General features: G+C 56.4%; 41 protein-coding genes and 1 pseudogene. 22 read left to right on the forward strand and 20 right to left on the reverse strand.

What is annotated here, in order from left to right; genetic code table 11:
* Window positions 1-100: 100 nt before the first annotated feature.
* From NP603_RS13730 to NP603_RS13800, 15 genes are all read right to left on the reverse strand, one after another.
* A complete protein-coding gene (locus NP603_RS13730) occupies window positions 101-547 on the reverse strand; it encodes a phage virion morphogenesis protein (RefSeq protein WP_256611468.1) in 447 nt (148 codons plus the stop codon).
* Complete coding sequence (locus NP603_RS13735) at window positions 547-711, reverse strand: hypothetical protein (protein WP_256611469.1); 165 nt, start codon at window positions 709-711, stop codon at window positions 547-549. Before NP603_RS13735 ends, NP603_RS13730 begins: the two co-directional genes overlap by 1 nt.
* On the reverse strand, window positions 708-2,144 hold the full coding sequence (locus NP603_RS13740; protein WP_256611470.1) for a phage head morphogenesis protein: 1,437 nt from the start codon (window positions 2,142-2,144) through the stop codon (window positions 708-710). Before NP603_RS13740 ends, NP603_RS13735 begins: the two co-directional genes overlap by 4 nt.
* Window positions 2,135-2,848 carry a DUF2786 domain-containing protein gene (locus NP603_RS13745; protein WP_256611471.1) on the reverse strand — a complete coding sequence of 238 codons (714 nt, stop codon included), beginning with the start codon at window positions 2,846-2,848 and terminating at the stop codon, window positions 2,135-2,137. Before NP603_RS13745 ends, NP603_RS13740 begins: the two co-directional genes overlap by 10 nt.
* Window positions 2,845-4,422, reverse strand: a complete 1,578-nt coding sequence (locus NP603_RS13750; RefSeq protein WP_256611472.1) for a DUF935 domain-containing protein — start codon at window positions 4,420-4,422, stop codon at window positions 2,845-2,847. Before NP603_RS13750 ends, NP603_RS13745 begins: the two co-directional genes overlap by 4 nt.
* Window positions 4,423-4,517: 95 nt before the next feature.
* A complete protein-coding gene (locus NP603_RS13755; RefSeq protein ID WP_256611473.1) occupies window positions 4,518-6,083 on the reverse strand; it encodes a terminase large subunit domain-containing protein in 1,566 nt (521 codons plus the stop codon).
* A complete protein-coding gene (locus tag NP603_RS13760; RefSeq protein ID WP_256611474.1) occupies window positions 6,084-6,626 on the reverse strand; it encodes a DUF3486 family protein in 543 nt (180 codons plus the stop codon).
* Window positions 6,619-6,750 carry a hypothetical protein gene (locus tag NP603_RS13765; RefSeq protein ID WP_256611475.1) on the reverse strand — a complete coding sequence of 44 codons (132 nt, stop codon included), beginning with the start codon at window positions 6,748-6,750 and terminating at the stop codon, window positions 6,619-6,621. Before NP603_RS13765 ends, NP603_RS13760 begins: the two co-directional genes overlap by 8 nt.
* A 90-nt stretch (window positions 6,751-6,840) precedes the next feature.
* On the reverse strand, window positions 6,841-7,131 hold the full coding sequence (locus NP603_RS13770) for a VpaChn25_0724 family phage protein (protein ID WP_256611476.1): 291 nt from the start codon (window positions 7,129-7,131) through the stop codon (window positions 6,841-6,843).
* Window positions 7,124-7,486, reverse strand: coding sequence for a hypothetical protein (locus NP603_RS13775; RefSeq protein ID WP_256611477.1), 363 nt, complete (start codon window positions 7,484-7,486; stop codon window positions 7,124-7,126). The genes NP603_RS13770 and NP603_RS13775 overlap by 8 nt, the downstream gene beginning before the upstream one ends.
* Complete coding sequence (locus NP603_RS13780; protein ID WP_256611478.1) at window positions 7,483-7,740, reverse strand: TraR/DksA C4-type zinc finger protein; 258 nt, start codon at window positions 7,738-7,740, stop codon at window positions 7,483-7,485. The genes NP603_RS13775 and NP603_RS13780 overlap by 4 nt, the downstream gene beginning before the upstream one ends.
* A 122-nt stretch (window positions 7,741-7,862) precedes the next feature.
* Window positions 7,863-8,207 (reverse strand): hypothetical protein, encoded by a 345-nt coding sequence (locus NP603_RS13785; protein WP_256611479.1) that lies wholly within the window; start codon window positions 8,205-8,207, stop codon window positions 7,863-7,865.
* The gene (locus NP603_RS13790) at window positions 8,204-8,401 is read right to left on the reverse strand and encodes a hypothetical protein (protein ID WP_256611480.1); all 198 of its coding nucleotides are present in this window, start codon (window positions 8,399-8,401) and stop codon (window positions 8,204-8,206) included. Before NP603_RS13790 ends, NP603_RS13785 begins: the two co-directional genes overlap by 4 nt.
* Before the next feature lie 58 nt (window positions 8,402-8,459).
* Window positions 8,460-8,891 (reverse strand): hypothetical protein, encoded by a 432-nt coding sequence (locus NP603_RS13795; RefSeq protein WP_256611481.1) that lies wholly within the window; start codon window positions 8,889-8,891, stop codon window positions 8,460-8,462.
* Between the two features lie 119 nt (window positions 8,892-9,010).
* Window positions 9,011-9,307 (reverse strand): hypothetical protein, encoded by a 297-nt coding sequence (locus NP603_RS13800; protein WP_256611482.1) that lies wholly within the window; start codon window positions 9,305-9,307, stop codon window positions 9,011-9,013.
* A 173-nt stretch (window positions 9,308-9,480) separates the two neighbouring features.
* On the opposite strand from NP603_RS13800, the gene NP603_RS13805 reads away from it, so the two are divergent.
* Genes NP603_RS13805 through NP603_RS13820 form a run of 4 tightly spaced genes read left to right on the forward strand, consistent with a single transcriptional unit; the run spans window position 9,481 to window position 11,090 of the window.
* The gene (locus NP603_RS13805) at window positions 9,481-10,095 is read left to right on the forward strand and encodes a hypothetical protein (RefSeq protein ID WP_256611483.1); all 615 of its coding nucleotides are present in this window, start codon (window positions 9,481-9,483) and stop codon (window positions 10,093-10,095) included.
* Window positions 10,088-10,594, forward strand: a complete 507-nt coding sequence (locus NP603_RS13810) for a lysozyme (protein ID WP_256611484.1) — start codon at window positions 10,088-10,090, stop codon at window positions 10,592-10,594. Before NP603_RS13805 ends, NP603_RS13810 begins: the two co-directional genes overlap by 8 nt.
* 6 nt (window positions 10,595-10,600) lie before the next feature.
* Window positions 10,601-10,915, forward strand: a complete 315-nt coding sequence (locus NP603_RS13815; protein ID WP_256611485.1) for a hypothetical protein — start codon at window positions 10,601-10,603, stop codon at window positions 10,913-10,915.
* Window positions 10,905-11,090, forward strand: coding sequence for a hypothetical protein (locus tag NP603_RS13820; RefSeq protein ID WP_256611486.1), 186 nt, complete (start codon window positions 10,905-10,907; stop codon window positions 11,088-11,090). Before NP603_RS13815 ends, NP603_RS13820 begins: the two co-directional genes overlap by 11 nt.
* Here the strand turns inward: NP603_RS13820 and NP603_RS13825 are convergent.
* From NP603_RS13825 to NP603_RS13840, 4 genes are all read right to left on the reverse strand, one after another.
* The gene (locus NP603_RS13825; protein ID WP_256611487.1) at window positions 11,087-11,563 is read right to left on the reverse strand and encodes a hypothetical protein; all 477 of its coding nucleotides are present in this window, start codon (window positions 11,561-11,563) and stop codon (window positions 11,087-11,089) included. The genes NP603_RS13820 and NP603_RS13825 overlap by 4 nt on opposite strands.
* Before the next feature lie 19 nt (window positions 11,564-11,582).
* Entirely contained in the window at window positions 11,583-11,888 is a 306-nt protein-coding gene (locus NP603_RS13830) for a hypothetical protein (RefSeq protein WP_256611488.1), read from the reverse strand.
* A 37-nt stretch (window positions 11,889-11,925) separates the two neighbouring features.
* Window positions 11,926-12,300, reverse strand: coding sequence for a helix-turn-helix domain-containing protein (locus tag NP603_RS13835; RefSeq protein ID WP_256611489.1), 375 nt, complete (start codon window positions 12,298-12,300; stop codon window positions 11,926-11,928).
* 153 nt (window positions 12,301-12,453) lie between these two features.
* A complete protein-coding gene (locus tag NP603_RS13840; protein WP_256611490.1) occupies window positions 12,454-12,777 on the reverse strand; it encodes a hypothetical protein in 324 nt (107 codons plus the stop codon).
* A 56-nt stretch (window positions 12,778-12,833) separates the two neighbouring features.
* On the opposite strand from NP603_RS13840, the gene NP603_RS13845 reads away from it, so the two are divergent.
* The 3 genes and pseudogenes from NP603_RS13845 to NP603_RS22035 all read left to right on the forward strand — a co-directional run.
* Complete coding sequence (locus NP603_RS13845; RefSeq protein WP_256611491.1) at window positions 12,834-13,361, forward strand: Rha family transcriptional regulator; 528 nt, start codon at window positions 12,834-12,836, stop codon at window positions 13,359-13,361.
* An 11-nt stretch (window positions 13,362-13,372) separates the two neighbouring features.
* Entirely contained in the window at window positions 13,373-13,591 is a 219-nt protein-coding gene (locus tag NP603_RS13850) for a DNA-binding protein (protein WP_256611492.1), read from the forward strand.
* A 27-nt stretch (window positions 13,592-13,618) separates the two neighbouring features.
* Window positions 13,619-13,684 (forward strand): annotated as a pseudogene (locus NP603_RS22035) (hypothetical protein); the annotation flags it as partial.
* 37 nt (window positions 13,685-13,721) lie between these two features.
* On the opposite strand, the gene NP603_RS13855 reads toward NP603_RS22035, so the two are convergent.
* A complete protein-coding gene (locus NP603_RS13855; RefSeq protein WP_256611493.1) occupies window positions 13,722-14,045 on the reverse strand; it encodes a hypothetical protein in 324 nt (107 codons plus the stop codon).
* 25 nt (window positions 14,046-14,070) lie between these two features.
* On the opposite strand from NP603_RS13855, the gene NP603_RS13860 reads away from it, so the two are divergent.
* From NP603_RS13860 to NP603_RS13930, 15 genes are all read left to right on the forward strand, one after another.
* Complete coding sequence (locus NP603_RS13860) at window positions 14,071-14,769, forward strand: hypothetical protein (RefSeq protein WP_256611494.1); 699 nt, start codon at window positions 14,071-14,073, stop codon at window positions 14,767-14,769.
* 123 nt (window positions 14,770-14,892) lie between these two features.
* Window positions 14,893-15,369 carry a hypothetical protein gene (locus NP603_RS13865; RefSeq protein WP_256611495.1) on the forward strand — a complete coding sequence of 159 codons (477 nt, stop codon included), beginning with the start codon at window positions 14,893-14,895 and terminating at the stop codon, window positions 15,367-15,369.
* A gap of 3 nt (window positions 15,370-15,372) precedes the next feature.
* Entirely contained in the window at window positions 15,373-15,645 is a 273-nt protein-coding gene (locus tag NP603_RS13870; RefSeq protein ID WP_256611496.1) for a DUF3850 domain-containing protein, read from the forward strand.
* Window positions 15,638-15,952: a helix-turn-helix domain-containing protein gene (locus NP603_RS13875; protein WP_256611497.1), complete on the forward strand. Its 315-nt coding sequence runs from the start codon at window positions 15,638-15,640 to the stop codon at window positions 15,950-15,952. The genes NP603_RS13870 and NP603_RS13875 overlap by 8 nt, the downstream gene beginning before the upstream one ends.
* 2 nt (window positions 15,953-15,954) lie before the next feature.
* Window positions 15,955-16,968, forward strand: coding sequence for a hypothetical protein (locus NP603_RS13880; protein ID WP_256611498.1), 1,014 nt, complete (start codon window positions 15,955-15,957; stop codon window positions 16,966-16,968).
* Window positions 16,968-18,734: a hypothetical protein gene (locus NP603_RS13885; RefSeq protein WP_256611499.1), complete on the forward strand. Its 1,767-nt coding sequence runs from the start codon at window positions 16,968-16,970 to the stop codon at window positions 18,732-18,734. Before NP603_RS13880 ends, NP603_RS13885 begins: the two co-directional genes overlap by 1 nt.
* 1 nt (window position 18,735) lies before the next feature.
* Window positions 18,736-18,921 (forward strand): hypothetical protein, encoded by a 186-nt coding sequence (locus NP603_RS13890; RefSeq protein ID WP_256611500.1) that lies wholly within the window; start codon window positions 18,736-18,738, stop codon window positions 18,919-18,921.
* Entirely contained in the window at window positions 18,914-19,222 is a 309-nt protein-coding gene (locus tag NP603_RS13895; RefSeq protein ID WP_256611501.1) for a DUF3850 domain-containing protein, read from the forward strand. Before NP603_RS13890 ends, NP603_RS13895 begins: the two co-directional genes overlap by 8 nt.
* Window positions 19,219-19,401, forward strand: a complete 183-nt coding sequence (locus NP603_RS13900; protein ID WP_256611502.1) for a hypothetical protein — start codon at window positions 19,219-19,221, stop codon at window positions 19,399-19,401. Before NP603_RS13895 ends, NP603_RS13900 begins: the two co-directional genes overlap by 4 nt.
* Complete coding sequence (locus NP603_RS13905) at window positions 19,398-19,643, forward strand: hypothetical protein (RefSeq protein ID WP_256611503.1); 246 nt, start codon at window positions 19,398-19,400, stop codon at window positions 19,641-19,643. Before NP603_RS13900 ends, NP603_RS13905 begins: the two co-directional genes overlap by 4 nt.
* A gap of 164 nt (window positions 19,644-19,807) precedes the next feature.
* Entirely contained in the window at window positions 19,808-20,821 is a 1,014-nt protein-coding gene (locus NP603_RS13910; RefSeq protein WP_256611504.1) for an ExeA family protein, read from the forward strand.
* A gap of 1 nt (window position 20,822) precedes the next feature.
* Entirely contained in the window at window positions 20,823-21,047 is a 225-nt protein-coding gene (locus NP603_RS13915) for a hypothetical protein (RefSeq protein WP_256611505.1), read from the forward strand.
* Window positions 21,047-21,295, forward strand: coding sequence for a hypothetical protein (locus NP603_RS13920; protein WP_256611506.1), 249 nt, complete (start codon window positions 21,047-21,049; stop codon window positions 21,293-21,295). Before NP603_RS13915 ends, NP603_RS13920 begins: the two co-directional genes overlap by 1 nt.
* Entirely contained in the window at window positions 21,292-21,453 is a 162-nt protein-coding gene (locus tag NP603_RS13925) for a hypothetical protein (RefSeq protein ID WP_256611507.1), read from the forward strand. Before NP603_RS13920 ends, NP603_RS13925 begins: the two co-directional genes overlap by 4 nt.
* Complete coding sequence (locus NP603_RS13930) at window positions 21,450-22,058, forward strand: DUF3164 family protein (protein WP_256611508.1); 609 nt, start codon at window positions 21,450-21,452, stop codon at window positions 22,056-22,058. Before NP603_RS13925 ends, NP603_RS13930 begins: the two co-directional genes overlap by 4 nt.
* Window positions 22,059-22,127: the final 69 nt, after the last annotated feature.

Here is a 22,127-nt window from a genome sequence, read left to right on the forward strand (position 1 = left end):
CGGGATTTGATGGGATAAATCGGTTTTTATCGGGATGATTTTCGTTTTTCGTCGGATGAGTTCGCAATAAGCTTGCAAAATACGCAACAAGGATTTTCGATCAGATTGCAGCCAAAAGTTGGTCTTCAATCGTCGCTAAAATCTCCGTCTCATCCTCTGCCGAAATACCCAGAAAAGGCCGTTCAGGGATGTCGCCCCATAGCCAGGGAAACTCCTCTTTCGTCCCGCCAAACTGTTGCATTGCAGCGTACTCCATCGCACTACCAATCTCCAACGTATTGCCGCCGACGAGCTGATAATGGATTGATTCCATCAGCGTGCCTTCATCAACCAACGGTTGATTTCGACCTTTGCGCTCGATAGTTACGGGCGAGTTATCCGGCCACGGCGTTCCATCTGGACCAATCCCATCCACGAATCGTTGCTTCGTCGATTCGACCAAATACTCACCGATTGCGAGCAAAGCAGGCGACATGTCCGAGCACGTCTTTTCCAGCCGGCGCAAAGCCGCCAACACCCGTTCGCCATCAAATTGGATCGTCGCCATTAGCCGTCCACCTGATCGATATCGCCGCCAGACAAAATCTCGATTGCGTTCAAGATATCGCCCAAATCGTGATCCGGCAGCGCCGCCTTGCAACGCTCGATCCACTCGTCTTCCGGATACTGTTGAATGATCTGATTGATCACGCTTTCCATAGATTCGCTCATTTCAGCCACCCTTTAGCTCTAAAGATATCGTCGATCGCATTCGCAATCGGTTCAAAATCGGCATCGGACCATTGCGACGCCGCATAGACCGGGTTTTTCGCGTTGGTCGCAATCGCTTTGACCTGGTCCAGCATAGCCGCATTCTGACTACGCAACGCAACCCACTGCGCATAACTGCGCGCCCATTGTTCCAGCGGCTTCAGATAATAACGCACCCGCTTTTCCGACCAACGATCCGTCGCATCGGCCAACTGCTTTTTCAATTCAGCGGTGGCGTTGCTGCCAGCGATAGCATTCCGCCAAGCCTCGAACAGTGGATCGGCCTCGGATGAGAACGTTCCTGGCACACCGAATCCATGATGATCGATAAAGTGGCCAACCTCGTGAGCCACCGTCAATTCCGGGTTCACCGACGATTTAGACAAGGCAATTTCGATCGGCCGGCCGCTAAATGTGGCATGCATATACACGCCCTGGAACTTGGCGCTGGTACTGCTTTTCAGCGGAATCGTCGGCAAATTCTCGATGGCGTGGACCGCATCGATCGCTTTCAGCGCCTGGCTTGCCGCGGCTTTTGCGAAGCCGGACTTGGGCAATGTCAGCGAATCGCTTACCGCCGGCAGCTTAACCGCCTTGGCCACATCCTGCTTGAACGTCTCCGCAATCGGCGCCGGCAGCGTTGCCGCCTTAGTCTCCACGAACGTCCGCAGATTGCCCTTAATGCTCGCGCCAGGCGCATAGTCCCAGCCGTAATCGATCCCCTTCGGCAACACATGTTCAATGCCGTCCCTACTCTTATATATATAGGTGCCGTCATCGGGTGGCGGGAGCCCTTTGTACTCGCGAGCCGATACCGCCGTCACCCGGCAGCGGCAGCCCCAGCCATTGGGCGGAAAATGGGTTTGCCAAAACGGGTCGTCATGCTTCAACACCATTCCCGACCAGCTTTGATGCAACGGCCGCGGATGCAGCACGGTATCGTTATGCACATACTTCCAATACGGCCGCAATTTCAGTAGCGCCGGATCGTTGAGCTGGGCCCAGCGGCCGGCGGCATAGCTGGTCGATAGATTGGTGCGGTAGATGACGCGCGTGCGCCAATCCCGGCCGGCTTGTGTCCCTTCGCCGGTCCAGCCGGTCCAACCGTGTTTGGCAACAATGTTGTCGAATTCATTGCGAAACCACTGGATTGATTTGCCTTCCGCAATCGAGCGGTCTACCGCCAGGCGCAGATCGTTCAACAAATCCGCCTTCATCGCTCCGGCAACGACAAATGCGCGGTCGTGCGCATCTTTCAAGATATCGTCGAAACGCTCGGTCGGCAGATTCAGCTTTTGCCGGAAAAAATCGACCTGTTCCTGGAAAGGTTGATTGAATTTGCCGTCGCCGCGGGCGTTGAAGGCGACTTGAGTGGGGGAAAGCTTTAGCGGCATGTTCCCAGCAACGCTCCGCGCTTAGCCTGTACCGGCTTGTGCAAAGAGACATCCTTGGCGGCATCGAATCCGGCGGCCTCCGACTTCCAGTCGTTGCCGTGCTTGGCTTCCGCGCCGGAACGTTGGTCCGTTTTTAAATTCTCGCCAAATTTCTGCGCCTTATAGGCTTCAATAGCCTGTTGTTCCGCCTCGCTGCCGGCGAACCCGCGCACTTGTTGCGCAATGCCCGCCACCCAGGCTTGGCAAAATAAATCGGCTCTACGGATTTTGGTGTCGCGCTTAAGATTTTTCCGCAACGACTCGGCATATTTAGCCCGATCGCGCGTGATGAGCCGCCTAAGCACATCAAACGTGTACGCCGCCAATTCCGGCTTTATTCCCAGGCCCATAAATTTGACGCGAGTGTTGCGCTTGGCAAACCCAAAATCCAGCCCCAGCGTCACCACCGCATGGCATCCAAACGCATCGGCGATGATATTGGCCAATCCGCATAAATAGACCGGCGGCCGATACACCGATTTGGTATCGCTGTATTCTTCATGCACCGCGGCCGCGGCCACATCCCCGCTGGTGAGGTTGTACTTCTTCATCAGCGCATCGGCCTGACGCTTCGCCGCCTCGGCTTCCGCCGGGTTGTCACTAGCGGCCAGCGCCATGCATTTAGCGATTTTGTCGGCAATTTTTTTTAGTTCTTCTGGCGTCATACCTCACCCTCCACATCAAACCGCCCAGACAATTCAGCCGCCGCAAACCCCAGCGCCATCACGTTCGTCAATTTCTCGCTGTCCAGATCGCCATACGCACCCAACAGCCGATCCCGCAGCGCCTCCAACGAATCCGCCTGTTCGGCAAACGCCGCAATCTGGTCGACCATAGCCTTAACCGACTGTCCGGCCTCGATCGCCAACCGATCGGTCTGGCTGTCGCTGCTAGTCGGGTCGATATCGCCGCCTTCCGCAAACTGGGCAGGATTATCCACCTGCCCAGTGTTGACGGTGGCGGCGCCGGCCATGGTTCCGGCTCTCTCGGTTGTATTCGGTTCCGGCGCAGGCTTCTCCTCATAACCCTCGCCATAGGTGTCCGTGATGTACTTAATCGTCGGCTTGAAACCCATATCGAACAGCGTTTTATCCCGATTCGCCGTAGCCGCTAAATCTTCCGGCGGTTCGACTTTGCGCCAAACCCGCGGCGGCGCCACGTCCGGGCCGTCGTTGTAATAGGTCAGCCAGCACGCGACGGTGCGATTGAATGAACCGCAAATCAGGTCCGCATCGGCTTTAATCAAATCCTCTCGCACGTCGCCGGCGTTATCGTCGCCGCCCAGCTTGCCGGCCGTGGAGTCGGCGCCGGCGGAATGGCCGATATAGACCTTGGATATCGCCGCATTCATCCGGTCGTACAGCGCGGTATAGTCGGCGGTGCCGCTGCGCGTGGCTTCCAGCAGCTCGATAATCATGCCTTCCGGTATGCGGATCGCCGTGCTAGATTGGATCGACGCCAGCGCTTGCAACAGCCGAGCTTTCTCCGGATCGCTGGCGCCGGCCGGATATTTGCCGACCGCCGTGGGTTGGCCGAACTTTTCCAGAAACGTCAGCCAAAATTTCAGCCCGTTTTTCTTGAAAAACACCGGCCAATACAAGTAATGGCCCAAGCCCAGGCCATAAGGTTCGTCATCGTCGTCGGCACCGCAGGAAAAAGCCCAAAATTTACAGGCCGGCAGCGCCTCGCCGTCGTTCTGATTGGTATACGTGCGTAGCCGCAGCTCGCCGGACGGCAAAAAACCGAACCGCTTGCGGTTTTTGACCTTGATATCGGCAGCGGCGATCTCGGTACCGTCGGTTGCCCACATTATTTCCGCCACCGAATAGCCGTACAGCACCGCGCCGAGCATTTTTTGGGTTTTTTGATCCCATTCCAGACGCTTCAACGTTGCTTCCAACCGGTCTGCCGCTTTTTTTGCCTTACGGCTGCTGTCGCCGGGCTCGACGGCCCATTCCTTGGCAATCAACGCCAATTCGCGTTGCTGGCGGCAGGTTTTAACCTGATCGTCGCGGGCGATATCCTCGTAAATCGCATAATCGCCGCCGCCGCGCGTGGCCAGCACGGTATCGCCGGCCGCCATGATCATGTTGTCCGGTATATAGCCGCGGGTGATATCCCGGCCGCCGCCTGCGGTGGCGATTTCCATCATGCTCGGCTTTTTACTCAGCGCGGTCATCTCCGCATAATCCGCTTCCGGGATGATGATGCCGTTTTTGGTTTGGACGTATTGCGCCATAGTTAAAACACCATCCCGATTAGTTGAACAACTCCCAATATGAAAATGCTCAATAAAGCGAATAGCGCCAAATAATCCGTATAGTGATATCGCATCTAAAACCCCATGAAATCATTGCCGCCGGCGACCGCGCCGAAACCGCGTTCGGTATATACCGGCCTTTCCTCATTCGCCACGCGCTTTCCGGCGGCTTCGAACTCAATTTCGCTCGCGCCGTTGTAACTGGCAAACAACGCCAGCGCCTTCGAAATGGCACTATCGCCGTGGCGCTGGTTGCTGCCGGTTTCGGTCTTGGCTTTCGGCAACTTGATAATGCCGTTGACTACTTGCAAGGCGCGCAAATCGTTAAGTTGATCGTTATCGGCCGGTAGCATTAGCGTGCCATCCTCGAACGCCGCCTTAAATTTCGGCATATTCTCCAAATACCAGGTGTCGGATAGCTTGATCTCGTGAATGCGCCCCGATCCGTAGCGGTGCCGAGCCTGTTCGGCCAGATACATGCCGTTGCCGCCGGCGTCCAGCGCACCGCCGATCATCCGCGGCAACCGGTCTACGATGTAAAACAAGATTTGCTCTTGTTGCTTGAACGGGATATTGCGCAGTTCCACGCTAAACGGCACCGTACGCCGTAAATCCTGCTCGATCACCATCGGATCGATCACCGTCAAGTCGCCCAGGCGGCCGAAGTCCTCGCCAAAACAATGCTGATTGCGCGGATCAAGCGCTTGCAACACTGGCAACAAGGTTGCATCGCACCAATCTTTAATCTCGGCCACGCGCAAATGCTCCGGCCACTCGTTGAAAGATGCATCCTTGCTCAGCCGGATTACCGGGTAATCCCGGCTCATCCGCGATTCGATCAACACCCGGCTCAACGCTGCGCCGCCGGATTGGCTGGGAATGCAGAAATATTCTTCGTCCGCCGCTTCCTTGCTAGGCGCATTATCGATGGTCTTTTGCCGCCAGGCGGCTTCCGCTTCCGGGCTCCACTTTTGCCCGGTCACATAGCAGATACGCTTGAAAACCCCATCGGCTAGGGCATCATCCAGCGTAATGCGATGCACGCTGTAAGGCTTGCGTCCGGCGCGGGCGTCCTGGATATACTGGTTGTACTCGTTGTCGACGCCGTTATGGGTGCTGATGATCCGCACCCGCGCGCCCCACATCGTCAACGCCATCGCGGCTTTCAACAGCTCATGCAGCGAATCGTGGAACGCCGCTTCGTCGATGACCACATCGCCTTGCATACCGCGCAAGTTGGAGGGCCGCGAGCTGAGGGCTGTGATTTTGAAGCCTGAATTGGGGAAGCGGATGGTGTAAGACAAAATGTCTTTGTTGCCGTCGTCTTTAAAAATGGCTTCCGACACGGCGCCGGCCAACTGGTTAAAGGCTTTAGCAAACAATGATGCCGCTGCAATATATTCCAGCGCCATTTCCTGACGAGACCCCACGTAGAATACATTGCGTCCGGCTCGGCGCTTGGGCTTAGATGCAGTGATAACGTTACTAGCCGCCTCAGCCCAGGTAAGGCCAGTACGCCGCGATTTTTCCGCAATCTTCACCTCGCTTTCGTCTTCGAACCAGCGCGCTTGGTAGCCCAGCAGAACGGGTTCGTTTTCCGGGAAATAGTCGGCGGTTTGGAGTTCTTCGATTTCCGCCATTTACTTGCCAATCAAGATGCGTCTGATCGACGCTTCCAGCTCTTCGCTGATACCGTCGTTCTTCAGTTGTTCGGTCAATTCGTTCGCGGCTTCCTCGCGTGCCTGCTTGCGAATCAACGCATCCCGCGCCTGGTTCACGCTCGCCGCCTTCTCCAGCTTCTCGATCGCAATCGCCAGCTCTTTAATCGCGCCCGGTGCCGCAGGCTCTTCGCTTTCGGACAACTGCATCACCGCGTCGAATGCGAGGTTGCGGGTGATTTCGTTCAGCAGCTTGCCGACTTCGCCTTGCGGCTCACTGCCGAGCTTGCCGATCCACATCGCGGCAACCTCACGGCTTTGTTGCAATTTCGCGCCAACTTCCGCCATACGCAGCGCGTAGCGATTGACCGCGGATTTACTGACCGGCGCCTGGCCTTGTTCGGCCAGAATGGCGTTGATCCGCTGGGTGGCGTCCAATTGCGTCACACGCGGATCGCGCAACAGCGCTTGCAGTTGCTCCAGGATGTCGGCGGGCAGGGTTTTGATAGTGGAGGTTTTAGCCATGGATTAATCCCAACAGGCAAAGCATGATCAACGCGCCTCCGGTGAATCCAATGCCGGCAAACGTGCTGAAAAAAAGCACGTCGACAGCGAGTGAGAGTGATGCACGTTTTAATTCTTTACTCATAATGCCCACCATGCTGAGCCATCAGCATTTCAAAATCGCTTTCAAACACAAACATCGCGTGATACATGGCCACCAGCAGTTCAAAAATGATCACGCCGGCCTCGGCCTGGCCACGCCCGGCATCACCGCCACGCCCGTAGCCACATCTACACCCTCGTTGCGCAATACCGCCAGCGTCATGCCCGCCAGCTCGTTGGTCGACAACAGGCCGACTTGCTCCAGCCAGGCGAAATCCGCTCGCACCACGGCAATCGACACGCCGTGGCCTTGGGCAGCCAATAGCGGCTGCATCAGCGAGTCGTTGATCGAATAATCCGGATCGGCATGCAATAGCTGCAAAATCGCCAGTCGGCGCGCTTCGGTTTGGATGTCGTTAGCCATGCGGTAGCCCCTTGTTCAGTTGTTTCAGTTCGCCCAGCACCTGGCCCAGTAGTAACTGGGTTTGCTGGGCGGATTTATTCAATTCGTCAATCCGTTCGTGGATACGGATAATCTCGCTGCGGGCCACTTCTCGCTCCCGTTCTAACTGGTCTCTGGTCGGCAGCGTTTTTACTTCACCCTCCAGCCTGGCCAGGCGTTCGCACTTTTCGCCAAACCGTTTATTGACCGATTCGGCCAAATCGTTGATCGATTTCACAGTTGCGCGTTGGTTGCGGTCGGCGCGCAGGTAAATAAATACCGCGATACCGCCGAAAAAATTGGCCAGTGTCAGCCCCAATTTGATCCACTCGATCATCGCCGCTTCTCCCGCAACTCTTCCATCCGCGCACAATCCACGCACAACACCACGCCCGGCAACGCTTTGCGTCGGGCTTCCGGGATTTCGTTGCCGCAGGCATCGCACCATTCGGCCGATATCGCGTTGGGGTCGAATCCGTGTGCTTGTCGATGCTTCAACAGCGCCAAATCGTGCGTGAACTGCTCGGCGCGCTGGCCCAGCTCGTCTTCCGTCATGTGCTCACTGTTTTCCAGCGCTTCCAGTCCCTTCATGCTCGTTTCCATGGGTCGATAAAATGATTGTTTCCAGGGTTTCTGCGTATTGCCGTTGCAGCCGATTGCGTTCCGCCAGTCGCGCGTAGGCGTCGTCCGGCAGGCATTGCAGCTCTTCCGCCTTAATCGCCGGCAGTACCGGCCGGCTCGGCAGCGGCAGCGCCACGATCTGCGGCGTTGTTACCGGTAAGCTCGACTGGCAACCCGCCCCAATCGTTGTCAAAATCGCGGCGATCAGCCAAATGCTGGCGCTCGATAACGGTTTCCTCACGGTGTTTCTCCCCGACGACCGCCAGGTCGTCATCCAGCTTTTTGCGGTGCGAGACCGTCGCAGCCATCGCCTCGACGATAGTGTTTTGCAACTCGCGTTTATGCTGCGCGGATTGGGCCTTGTTCCGGTAGATCAGGGCCGCGCAAATGGCCAGCAACACGGCAATAGCCGCCAATAGCATCAAATAGGCGCTCATCGTTTCAGTCTCACCGGCGTCGTTGTCACCGTACGCAGATACACGTTGCCGGCAGACACCAGGCACATGTAAACCAGGTAGCCGCCATCCGGCAGGTAGTCGCGTACCAGCTCGACGTTGTCGGCCAGTAGCGGCAATAACGCGGCAGCCACGTTGAACCAAAAGGTACGGCTCTTGAAAATGTGTTTATCCATTGCATCCCCCTCGGGTGGTGGGTCAGAGGCCGCGCGCGGCGGCCTCCGTTTTGGACGGTTAAGCGGATTGCTCGGCGTCCGCGGCGCCATCGGTCTCAGCAGCGGCGTCGGCCGCGGCTTCACCTCCCGTGGCGACGTTCTCCGCACCACCCGCATCGTCCGCCGCTGCCCGCGGCACCGTGTCCAAAATAATCAAATCGATATGGTCGGCTTCGGCTGCCTGGTCGTAGACCAGAAACTCGAATTCCTGATAAATCTGCCGCACGGCGTCGGATAGATCGGCATCGGCCGACGCCACCAACTTGGCTTCGCCGGGGCCGACGAACTCGACCTTGAATGTGCCGTCGTCCAAATTGACCACCTTCAACACATTGTCGTCAGTAGAAATCAGCGAAAAAGCACCGTCCACCAAGGTCTGAGCGCCGGCCGGCGTCAAACCGACCAAGGAAATGATGATAAAGGCCGTGGCCAGGGAAAAGCGTTTTGCCATGTCAGGCTCCAAAATAATGCGTTCGCCGCTTGGGAGGGTCGCGACCAGGCGAACATTGGTCGCTTTTGGGGGCTTGAGCCAAAGCCACAAGCACAAAATCAGAGAAAGTAGGCGCCGGATCATGCTTCGTTGACGACGCGCAGCACGCGCATCAGCGTCCGGTGCGAGATGCCGCTATTGATCAGCGCCAGCCAGGCGGCGCCGTAGGCTTCCCGGCACTTTGCCGCCTTGGCTTCCGCCGCCGCCCTCTGATCCTGAAAAAACGCCAGATCGTCCTGCAACTGTTCCACTCGGTTCCGGTGCCATGCCAGGCTCTCGTTAACGCCGCCCACGGTACGGGTGAATTTGGCGACCGTGGCTTTCGCCTGCTGCACTGCTAAATGCTTGATAGCAAGATCGCACATCAGAAAAGACATACACGCTCCAAAAAACGCCCCGTTGCCGGGGCTAGGAAGGAAGAAACACTGCTCTCGGTCAGTGCGGGAGCAGTATGACGCCGCCGGCCCGGTCGCCGAGTTAAACCGCTTTAACATCAAACCGGGGTTTACCGCCTGAAAATGCCTACCAACAAAGCTGGTCGGACAGGGGTATGCAAAAGCGGGACTTTATTCAGCAGGCGGTTTTAACCTTCTTGCCGCAAACCAAAAACGCCGAAACCGGCAAATGGGATACCGCGCTAGCGATTGCGATGGCGGAAAAGCTATGGGACCAGCTCAGCCAGCGCGGCTACGGCGACCCGAACAAGCAAGGCCCGCGCGACATTCCGCGCGCCTACGACCAGCTCGCCAAATATCCGATCATGAAAGCCGCCTTTGATTTGTTCTGGGCCGCATTCGACTACAAACAAGGCCGCGACCGCGCCGCCGCCCGCTGGCTGCAAATGGGCGAATTACCCAAACAGGAATACGACCGCATCGTCCAGGCCGCCAAGCGCGAAGCCGCGCAACGCAAAAACCTGCCGGAAGGCCGCGCTGCGAAGATGGCCGAAGGCTGGCTCACCGAACGGCGCTGGCTGGACGGGGCCGAAACCACGACAGACCAGGCGCAGAAGCAACAAAGCCAACGCGAACAGCAGCTCCGCCAGATCAATCAGGATTTAGCCCACGCTAAACGTATGGCCGACGACACCGGCGATCCGTACTGGATCGGCGAAATCGAAAAACTCACCGAACAACTCCGCCAAATGAGGAATGCCCATGATTAACGACCATCTGAGCCTAAGCCAGCAAGGCCTGGCGTTATTGAAATCGATCGAAACCCTACGTCTGAAGCCCTACGACGACCAAACCGGTCAACCGATTGCCGAATGGATGCCGGGTGCATCGATCGGCTACGGCTATCTGATTGCCGAAGTGGATTGGCCGAAATTCGCAAACGGTATCGATAAATCGCGTGCCGCCGCGTTGCTGGAAAAGTCCACGACATCGGCAAAGTACGCTATTCATCATGCCGTTGTCGTGCCACTCACTCAGCAGGAATTCGATGCATTGGTGTTACTGGTCTTCAATATCGGGGTCGGTGCATTTAGAAAATCCAGCGTCCTCAAACTGATCAACGATCCGCGAGCGGTCACAGACTATCCCAACCTGGAAAGCGCCTGGAAAGCCTGGAACAAAAGCCAAGGCGAAATTAACGAAGGGCTAGAGAATCGGCGGGATTGCGAGTGGAAAATCTGGCAGCGCGGCATTTACCAACGCTGGTAATTGACGATGGCGGCGCATTACACGCGTGAGGCCGGCACGATACGGTTTTATCCGGAGGGGAGCAGTTACCAGGCGCGCGACGAATTCGATGGCGTGGTATCGGTTAAGTGGCTCGACGATCGCACCGTCGAACTGCACGCCGGCCTGGGCACAAACGGTCTGGAACGGCTGCAGGAAGCGATTTCCGTATTGATGCCATTGGGCGCCAACCGCTTCCGGGTAAAACGGGCAGCGCGGCGCAAAATGCCCAGGCCATGGCGGATCGTCGAGCGCGGGGAATCCGAAAACACCTGGGAACTGGATTTAGCCGATGGCGGATGACTGGCGCCAGCGCGCCGACCGCAACTATCAGCGCATCAAGGCGTTCTACGAAGGTCGGGGTGGTACGAAATGGAGCGAGGTAACCGCCGATCCGAGGGTTTTTAACCGGGTGTGGCGGCGGATGCTGAGACTGCCGGCGGGAGACGATCCGCCGCCAAAAGAATATAGGTCTTAATCGTGAAAGCCTAACCGCTTGGCATAACGCTCCATAGCATCTTGCAGCGCCTGCCTAGCCTTATTTTCCCTTTGACTGGCGGGGCGTAATTGATCAGATTCGCCGGCAGCATAGATAAATTGGAGGTCAACCGATGCTTTCAAAAAATCATCCGCCAATGCTTTTAAATCTGGAAAAAATAACAGCGATAAGGAACAAATCTGCAAAGCATATTGATCCGGCGCTATTGGAAGAGGTTCGAAACATTGTTTGGTCCTCGAGCACTGTACAAACCGCTCGAACGTTGCCAGCGACGCCACTTGATGCCGAAATACCAAGTCCGCCAATTCCTCCAGCTTCTCCCGCCTCAGCTTGCGGATGGCCTGCTTTTGTTCGGCGCGTTTGCCAAGCAGCGAAAATGCTTGTTGCAGCCCTGCGCCGGCTAACACCGCGCCGGCGCTGATCAGGCTGGATAATAGGCCTGTATCCAGCACTGTATCCTCCTAGCCCGATTCATCGAGAAAACCACTGTTCAACGCCATCTCCGCTCGATTGGAAAGGCTCCTTGACATGCTGCGTGGTAGCGCTCGGGGGTGATGAGCTGGTCGGATTGCTTTGATTTGCCGGCGGCAACCGGCTTGGAGCGGATAAAGCCTTCAAATCGGCAAGGTGGTCGGCAATCGCTTGCAATATCTGGGTTTGCTTAATCGATTGCTCGCGCATTTGAAACACGGCAAATGGCAACACAGTCCACAAAATAGCCAGAAACAATGCAAATACAGCAATCGCAAATGCGCCCAATCCTGTTATGACGCCCATTCTTATTCTCCTCTTGAGTTGTTAAAAAACCATCCACCTAGCCCGCTTTTTTCGTCCTTGATTGCGTCGTCCCTGGTCTTGCGGCGGCGTCCGCACTTCGCATCGCCAGCTTCATGACGGCGCTTTTATCCTCCTTGTCGTCAATGTGTCGATAGTGGTCAAGCAAGACCTTTTCGTCGGGACTCAGTGATACCGCATCCGGTGCGGACGCCGAGCGCACCCCGGTCAGGATGTATTGCACGTCAGCGCCGGCGGCAGCGATGGCTGCCAAAAAATCCCCATCAGGCGAACGCCTGCCTTCCTCGTAATTCGTATAGGTGCTGTTTGCAATACCGCCAGCAGCGGCCATTTGCCCCTTATTGAGCTTTAGCCGTTCTCGTTCTTCGAGCAAACGTTCACAAATCTTTTTCATAAATGAAAAATTGCCTATTGACTAATTTCACGTTCGTGAAATAATTAACACAACACACGGCAACGCCAAACCAAAAACAACACTAGACCGAGGACGCCAACATGAATCAAGCGTTACCCATACTACTTCCGACTGATCGATTCCCCCGTGAGCCTAGTGAGGTCGTTCGCGCCCGCTGCCGTCATGCTTTAGCAATGCTAGTTGTTCAGCAAGATCGTCTATCCCATGCCGTAACGCCAGCCGGTAACCCTCATGTTCCATGCGCGGTAGCAAAGTCGTCAGGTCAACAATGAAACGCTCGCCGTCAATGATGCCTTTCTTGACCAGTTCGGCAAACAAAGCCAGTTGTATCACGCGGGCGGCATATGAAGAGTCGCGCACGATAGTGGCAACGTCTTCTAGCCAGCTTAACCATTCTTCAGCATTTTCCAGGGTTAGTGGTCCTGGGCCGAAGGTCGGCGGGTCTTTAATGCACATGGTTACTCCTTAACAAAATTACAAAACGAACAATTCCACAAACCGAGGACGCAAATATGAACACCGATCTATTTCCCGAAACCTTGCTGGTTGAGCAAAGCGCCGGCCAGATATTCACCACCTCGTTGAAGGTGGCCGAGCATTTTCAAAAGCAGCACAAAGATGTTTTGAAAGCCCTTAAAAAACTGCTCGCCGATTGCCAGGATGAGGAGTTTCGTCGGCGCAATTTTGCGCCCACGTTCTACGACATACCTGGCCCTAATAACAGCGTTCGCCAAGAAATCATGTACACCATGACCGAAGAAGGTTTCGCCATCCTAGCCATGGGCTTCACCGGCCCCAAGGCTCTGCAATGGAAGATCGACTTCCTCAACGCCTTCCGCAGCATGGAAGCCGCCGTCAAGGCCCAAACCGAACGCGAGGCCGCCGCGCTGTACTGGATCAAGCCGCATTGGCAAACCATTCGCCAGGGCGTAGAGGCCGAAATGAGCCGCCAGCAAATCTGCGCGCTGACCGGCCACAAATCACCCAACACCATTACCGCCAACAAGCGCCGCATGCGCGACGCCGGCTTACTGCACTAGGAGATATTCCCATGACTACCGCTGTGAAAACCCCCGACCAAGTTAAGGCCGAATTCTACGCCGCCGGTGAAACCATTACCGGTTGGGCGCGCAAGCACGGCTTTCCGCCCCGCGAGGTGATTCTGGTCCTCAACGGCTATTACGAATGTCGCCGCGGCCGCGCCCATAACATCGCCGTGGCGCTAGGCATCAAAGCGTCGCCCGCTGGCGCCAACCAGCAAGCCGCTTAACCGCAACCACCGACCGAGGACACGATCATGCTAAACGTTACCCCCGAACAACTCTGGGCCGACTTCAACGGCCGCAACCATGCCGAGCTGGCGGCGAAATACCAATTACCGCTACAGCAGGTTTACAACCTCATTCGAGACTTTCGGTCGGATCTTCGCCTGGCTGAGCTGGATCGAGCCGTAACGAGTCTTTTAGCCAATCCGCATAGCGATCAATCTCTACAAGCCTATCTGCATGGGCTGTTAGTGCGCGAAGCACATTCGCTGGCAGCGACTGATGTGCTGCGGAAACTTGCGCCACCGTGTGCAGACTTTCGGCCCAATCCCGCTGCAACAGTGGCTGCTTTGCAAACGCCGCGAACATCAGTGTCTCCAATTGGATTTCCAGCACCGTTAGCCGCTCTTCAAGGCTTAGCGGCGGCATGGGGTTCTGTTTCGCGTAAATGTCACTCATTGTTCGCGTCCCATTAGGAGTTGTTATGTATCTACCATTCAATCAATTCTGCAGCGCCAAGTTAGACCGCTATGGCCGCCCACTGCAATCCGGCGTCATTGGCGTCATGGTGTCTGAGGGCACCCGCGCCAATGGCAAGCGCACCGTGACTCATGCCATGGCTGCCGAGCTGTATCAGCCAGCACGCCCCAGGCCGACGGATGAGCCGGGCCTTGCCCTTTACGCGCCGGCATTCCGAAATATGAATGATTTCGCCGAGTCGGTGATTCGAGATTTCAAACCGCATAACGGCGGCAATTTCCGCCAACTGGCCAAACGCTATGGCATGACGCTGGTACAGATGTATCTGTTCATTCATGCCCGCTGTCCCGATCTGTATGAAAAAGCGGTAAATGGGAAAAAATCGTGTTCAGCGTTTGATGTATCGAAACTAAGCACTTCGGCTGCATCAACCCCTTCTCGCACGTCGCATCATATTGACCATGCTTCCAGCAATCCGGTGCGTTGGGGCAGCTGGAAAAAATCGTACTGCTCCAGACATTCTGTTCTTGGCCGATCGCCAGCCAATAAGGCAGCGGTACCGCATACCGATCGCAACGTTCGCATAAGCGGCGATATGTCTGGTCTATCTCTGACGCTTGCGCCGGCCAATGGTCAGGTTCTGGAATTGCGGTTTGCATCCGATGCTCGCAATGCGGACACACATACGTCATGCCGCGATTAGCTTTGTTATTCATGGCTGTTTCCCGTTCGTGTTTAAGACGGGTTTCAGTTTGTCATTCTGCAACAAGCTTGCACAGATGCAAAACGCTTTTTTGTTTGGACCAAGGCCTGGAGGCTTAATCCAATGAGTAAAACCAATTGGCGCAATGTGCGCCCCAGCAACATACAGGATGCGTTCGGCTGGTGTATCCGCTATGCCAAACACAAACACAACCGCAGCGTGGAAGGCATTGCGGATTTGATGGGCGTTAACCACTGGACGCTATACAAGTGGATCGGCGAAGGCGACATGCCGGCCAAGCTGATTCGCGGCTTTGAAATGCATTGCGGCACGGATTACGTCAGCCGCTGGTTGGTGGAGAGCGCCGGCAAGATGGTGATCGAGGTGCCGCGCGGCAAACAGTGCGGCGCCGGCGAAATCCACCATTTCCAATCCGACTGCAACGCCGCCACCGGCTTGCTGATTACGTTTTACGGCGAGCTGCAAGGCCTGGACGAAACCCTGGCCAGCCTGCAAACCCTGCTGGAACAAACCGCCTGGCACAAAGGCAACGTCGAAAAATACCGGCAGCCGGAGCTGCCGTTTGATGAGGAGGGTTAACCAATGAAGCAACACAGACTCCAATGCTTGAAAACCTATTTTGAGGCGGTTTTGTCAGGCGATAAGTTATTTGAAATCCGAGATAACCGAGATCGTGGCTTTCAAAAAGGCGACTCAGTGATGCTGTGGGAATACGACCCAGACCTTTGGAATGAATCGGACAAAGAGTACGGCATGCCTACAGGGCGTCATCTCATTCTGGACATCACCTATGTCACTAATTTTGAACAAAAGCCGGGATTCGTTGTGTTTGGATTCGGAGTAAGGCATGGCTAACACCAATCAACCACGCATGAGCAACAGCGCGGTCAAGGTGTTCAAGGTTTTGGACGTGTTGAACCGTAACTATTTCCACGGCTACACGCCGACCGAAATTGCCGAGGAGACCGGGTTCAACCTGTCGGCCATCAACAGCTACGTCAATACCTTGATCGAAGCGGGCTATGCCGAGCGGATACAGGAAACCGGCCGCATACGGCCCGGCCTCAGCAAATTCGCCCGCATCGCCGTACAGATTTTGAACGCCATGCAAACCGCCGAGCAGCAGGTGGCAGGCTTAAAACAACGCATGAACAGAGGATAACCATGGCCCGCACTCCGATGGAAACCAAAGCCCCCGATACCGACGTGACGCTGGTACAGGAAAAGAACGTCAACGAATTGGTCGAGGCCGGGCAACAGGCCGGCATTGCTCAGGCGGCAGTGTTGGATAGCTTTGATGTGGTCAAGGCTATTGGACAATTAGAAGTGGCTGGATTTATGCGACAGGTCGCAGATAAATTGACAGCCGAAATTGCGATAAAAGTTCGCGAATCCAAGAAATACAAGGGATTGCCTTACAAAGATGCCGAAGGAAACGTGCGACAGGTCGCAGATTTTTCAGAATATTGCGAAGTGTTCTTGGGGAAATCATATCGCCGTATCGCGGAGCTGGTCAGCAACTACAACCAACTCGGCCCGGAACTCTACGAACAAGCCGAAAAAATCGGCTTCCGCCAACGCGACTACAACGCCCTCAAAGCGCTGCCGGCCGACGACCGCCAACTGATCGCCCAAGCTATCGAGGAAGAAAACCTCGATAAAGCCCTGGACCTGATGCAAGAGATGGCGGCCAAGCATCACCGGGAAAAAGCGGAGCTGACCAAACGCGCCGAAGAGTTGACCCATACGATAGAGGCCAAAGATAAGGTCATCAAAGACAAAACCGGCGTCATCGATCGCCAAGCCGAACAATTGGCCCTGCTGGAAACCAAACAGAAATCGGTCAGCGCCGAACAACGCTTGTTAGACCTGCGCAGCAACCTGCAAATCAGCGCAGCCGGCATCAAGGCCAACGTCATGACCGAGTTGCGCAAGCACGTTAAAGCCTTGTACGAGTATGCCGAGCAAACCGGCGTCAGCGAAACGGCCTTTCTAACGACCTGCCTGATCGAGATCAGCCGCGAGCTGAACATCCTACAGGGCGAATACGACTTGCCGGACACCATCAACGCCTCGCCGATAGACCCGATCTGGGCGGCCATGGCGGCCGGCGCGGAAGTGGTGGTACCGGGCGCCGCCGAATTTGCCGCCCGCATGGCGCAAGCGGACAGCGAGTAATGTTTATGGCCTCTCTGGATACCGCATACCTGGTCGGCATCATGCACGAGGCCGATAACGCCGGCCACGGCAAAAAAGGCGACGTTTACAAGCGAGCCTGCGCATTTCTGGGCGTATCGCTGCAAACCCTGCATCGGGAGTTATCCATGATCCGCGTCAACAGCCGCAAGCGTCGCGCCGATGCCGGCAACCACCAATTGTCCTTGGCGGAAGCGCATATCATCTCGGCCTACCTGATGGAGGGCTACCGGCAAAACAACAAGAAGATGGTGGCAATTGGCGAAGCCGTAGCCAGCTTGCGCGCCAACGGCCTGATCCTGGCCGCCAATGTGGACACCGACACCGGCGAATTGACTGAATTGTCCGACTCGGCCGTCGCCCGCGCCTTGCGCAGCTACAACCTGCATCCCGAGCAATTGCGCCGGCCCGCGCCGCACGTCAACTTGCGCAGCAAGCACCCGAACCACGTCTGGCAAATCGACGCCTCGGTCTGCACCCTGTATTACCTGCCGACCGGCGAATCATTGATCGAGACCAACCAGGCCGTGCATTACAAAAACAAGCCAGGCAATCTGGAAAAGATCAGCCAGCAGCGGGTAATCCGTTATGTCGGTACCGACCATTGCAGCGGCGTGATTCGTTGGCGCTACTTCCCGCATTCCGAGAGCGGCGAGCATACCGTGCAGTTCATCGCCTGGATGATCAAACCCAAGGCCGCCCTGACGCTGGACCCGTTTTACGGCGTGCCGTTCATCATCCAGGTAGACCCTGGTGCCACCTCGGCCGGCCTGGTGCAGCGCTTTTGCGACCGGCTGGGCATAGAGCTGCATGTCAACAAGCCCGGCGCGCCCCGCTCCAAGGGCCAGGTGGAAAACGGCAACAATCTGGTCGAGGTCAACTTTGAGCAAGGCCTGCGCTTTTGCGGCCACAAAATCAAAAGCATCGCCGACCTCAACCGCCATGCCGACGTTTACCAGCGCTATTTCAACGCCACGCGCAAACACACCCGCACCGGCATGACCCGCACCGAAGGCTGGCTGCACATCAAGCCGCACGAATTGCGCACGGTGAATGAGGCGGTAGACCTGTTGGCATTGGCCACCAGCAAGCCGGAAAGCCGCAAGGTATCGGGCGATCTGACCATCAGCTACAAGGGCAAATGGAAGGTTGGCAAGCTGCCGTTCGTGCAGGTGGGTGACGATGTATTGGTCTGCGATAACCCGCTCAACGGCATGGTCATGGCGGTAATCATGGGCGACGACGACCGGGAAACCTATGTCGAACTGGAACAGGTAACCATCAACGAATGGGGCTTTAATGCCGACGGCCCGGTAATTGGCAACAACTACGCCTCGCATGCTGACACGGTAGCGGACACCAACCGCAAGCTGGTAGCGCAAATCGCGACCGGAACCACCAACCTGGACGACGCCAAAAAGGTCAGAAGCCGCAAGGGTTACGCCCCGTTCGAAGGCAAGATCGATCCGTTCAAAGTCGCCAACGAGACCGAAATTCAAACCGTATTGCCCAAACGCGGCACCGACGCCGGCCTGGAATCCCCAACCCGCGAACTGCATCGCATGAACCGGGTGCAAATGGCGAAATGGCTGGCCGGCCGCCTGCGCGACGACTACGACCCGGCCATGCTGCCGGACCTGGCGAAACGCTTCCCGGACGGCGCCACCGAGCCGGAATTGGAACAAGTCCTGGCCGACCTGGCTGCGGGTCGTAGTGCGGCCGGGCGGGCCAAATTGCAGGCGGTGTGAGATGTGGACCTGCAATGTACTGAATTGCGGCGGCGGTAAATGCGTACATCAACTGACCGACGAACGCTGCCCGTATTGCAATAACCGAATGGTTCGCGTCGCGACGACCGGATTCATGTTTTGTTCGAATCATGAAGCGATCTGCGATTACGAACTGGATATCAACCGAGGAGAAACACATGGCTAAACACGCTTTAAAACTCGATCCGGAATACGTGCCGGAACTGCTTAGCGGCGAACTGCGCTGCCAAATTCGCAAAAACGACCGAGACTACTTCCCCGGCGACACCCTTGAGCTGCGCGAAACACTGCATACCGCCGCGGCCATGCGTGACGGCGCGCCGCTGAAATACACCGGCCGCGTGATCCATGCCGGCGTGTTGGGTGTGCTGTATCTCGGCCAATTTGGGCTGGATCCCGATTTTGTCGCGCTTTCGATCACGCTTATTGGCGACGGCGTCGATATGCGCTTGAAGGAGGCCGCGTGAGAAAACACAACTACGAAACCGCAGACGACTGGTACGCCGCGTTGATCGAACTGGCCACCGCCGAAGGCGCGGCCCACCTGGTCCGCGACCGCGAGGCCTGGGTTAGCAACTGGCAAAACGAAACCCCGGCAGAAGCGTTTTTTAACGAGTATCCGGGCTTGGTAACGGAGGTCGAATGAAAGCGTATCTGATCATCGAAGACGAGCCTAGCGTGCCTAGCGGCGTGAGGGTAATCGTCATGCATCAGCCGACTACGGCGGAAACGGAATCCGGTCTGGATACCCAAGCGTCGCTGCCGGGCATGATGGTGCAGGAGGCCTACGACCACTTGCGCGAGATTACTCACGCTGCCGCTGGGCTCGCCGCCGATATCCAACGCCGTCAGCAAGCGCGTAAGGAGCAAGCCCCATGCTTGCACTGAAACAAACGCTGACCGATATCGCCATGAGCCAAGCCGAGCTGGCGAGGCTGGTAGAGCTGAGCCCGGCGGCCATCGCGCAATGGATCAATCACGAGGTTTGGCCGAAAAAGCCGGATTCGTTCGAGTTGATGCAGCGGGTTGCTGGTGTATTGGAACCAAGGGGCGTGGACGTGACCGCCGCCCTATTTGAAGCCGTCTCGACTGCGCCAACAGCCGAGACCGCAAATGAAAACGCGGCAGAACCCGCGCAAACACTGACCGAGGAGGTCGCCGATATGTTACTACAACGCAAAAGCTTGTCACCACAAGCCAAAAAACAATTCGGACTATTCCGTGATCCGTTCGAAAACGATATAGAGCAAGCGTCCGATTTATTCATGACTCCAGACGCCCGCGCTGTACGAGAACACCTGTGGGCTATTGCCAGACATGGCAGCGGATTTCTGGCTATCGTCGGCGAATCCGGCGCCGGCAAGACCACCTTGGTGGATGAACTAAAAGATCGCATCTGGCGCGAGGGCGCACCTGTAATCTTGATTGAGCCATCGGTGCGGCGGATGGAAGATAACGATAAAAAAGGCCGGACGCTGAAATCCGGCGATATCGAAGAGGCAATCATTTATAGCCTTGACTCGACGGCTAGTCCAAAACGTTCAGCGGAAGCGCGGGCTCGGCAAGTTTCGTCCATGCTGGAACATAGTGCACGCTCTAAAAATTCACACGTCATCCTGATTGAAGAAGCGCATTCGCTGCCCACGCCAACGCTCAAGCATCTCAAGCGGTTTCTCGAAATAAAAGCGGGATTCTCACGGTTGCTTGGGGTAATCCTGATCGGACAAACCGAGCTTAAAACCAAATTATCCGGACAGTCCTTGGAAGTACGCGAAGTGGTACAGCGCTGCGAGCTGGTCGAACTGCCGCCGCTGGATGCGCACTTGGAAGGCTATCTGCGCTTCAAGTTCGACCGGGTCGGCGCCGATCCGGCGGCTATCTTCGAGCCGGACGCTATGGACGCCATTCGCGCCCGCCTGATTTTCAGCAAACGCGACAGTAAAGCCCGCGAAACCATCAGCCTGATGTACCCGCTGATGGTCAACAACCTGGTCACGGCCGCGCTCAACCAGGCGGCCGCGCTGGGCTTCGATAAATTGTCAGCCGATTTGATTCGGGAGGTATGAGATGAACCGCATGACACCAAGGGTTTATGACCCAGTGCCGAAATTGCTCCGGATGCAATCCGAAAAAGACAACCGCATGCAAGCGTATCTGCGTATGAGCGAGCAGGAACGCCGGAAAGCCGAAGATGCTAAAGCCGAGCTGACCGCGTCTTATTTCGCGTTCGGCGTCACGTTGCTGATTCTCGGCGCCGCCGTGGTCGGCATCGTCAAAACCGGAGGCCTCTGATGGATATCACCGTCATTTTGCCGGCCGTGATGCTGGCCGTCATCGGCTTCGTATTGGGCATGTTTAGCGGCCTGATGATCGCCACCGGTAACGATATCGAGGCCGACCACGTCCGCCATGCGCCGGCCGCGGCCCTTATCGATGCGCTCAACCGCCGCGTCGGCCGCTACCGCGCCGCGCTGGCCCTGGTGTTTATCGCCCTGTGCGGCGCGCTGGTTTGGGCCGCCGGCCGGGAGTTTTGGCTATGAATGCGATTGCGATCCAGGCCGAGCTTGACCGCCCGGGCGGCCCGCAATTTCGCGGCAACCAATACATTGCCCGCGTTCGGCCGCAGGAGCCGACCGCGAAATACAAATCCCATGGCCGAAACGGCCGTAACTTCGAGACGAAAAGAGGTTTGGTATGACCACCGAAACAAAGTACAGGCAGGATAGCTTCGGCCGCTTGGTGCCTGAAGATGCGATCAAGGATATCGACAAATTACGGGACGACACGGTCCGGGAGATTGTCGCTCAAGGCCTGCGGCTCCAAGAGCAAATGAAGGCATGGAAACACCAGGTGTTAGCCGATATCGCAGCGTTTTGCGACGTATCCGCCGAACAATACGGCGTCAAATGGGGCGGCAAAAAAGGCAACATTGCCTTGGTGTCTTTCGACGGCAAATACAAAGTGCTGCTGGCAGTGAGCGATGCCTTAGCGTTTGACGAACGGCTACAGGTCGCAAAGTCGTTAATCGACGAATGTATCCACGAATGGGCGCAAAACAGCAGCACGGAAATCAAAGTGCTGGTGGAGCATGCCTTTCAAACTGACAAGCAAGGCAACATCAACACCGGCCGCATATTTGGGTTGATGCGAGTCAAGATCGACCACCCGAAGTGGCGTCAAGCAATGGAGGCTTTGAAAGACTCGATCCAGGTCACAGCCACTAGCCAATATCTGCGCTTGTACGAACGGGTTGGCGATAGCGAAAAGTACCAACAGATTGCGCTCGATATCGCCGGAGTATAGCCATGTCCAATCCGAAACCCGACAAAATCACCATAACCATCACCGGCGCCGGCTACACCGTGGAAGCCC

Source organism: Methylomonas aurea, from assembly GCF_024505045.1.
GTDB classification, from domain to species: domain Bacteria; phylum Pseudomonadota; class Gammaproteobacteria; order Methylococcales; family Methylomonadaceae; genus Methylomonas; species Methylomonas aurea.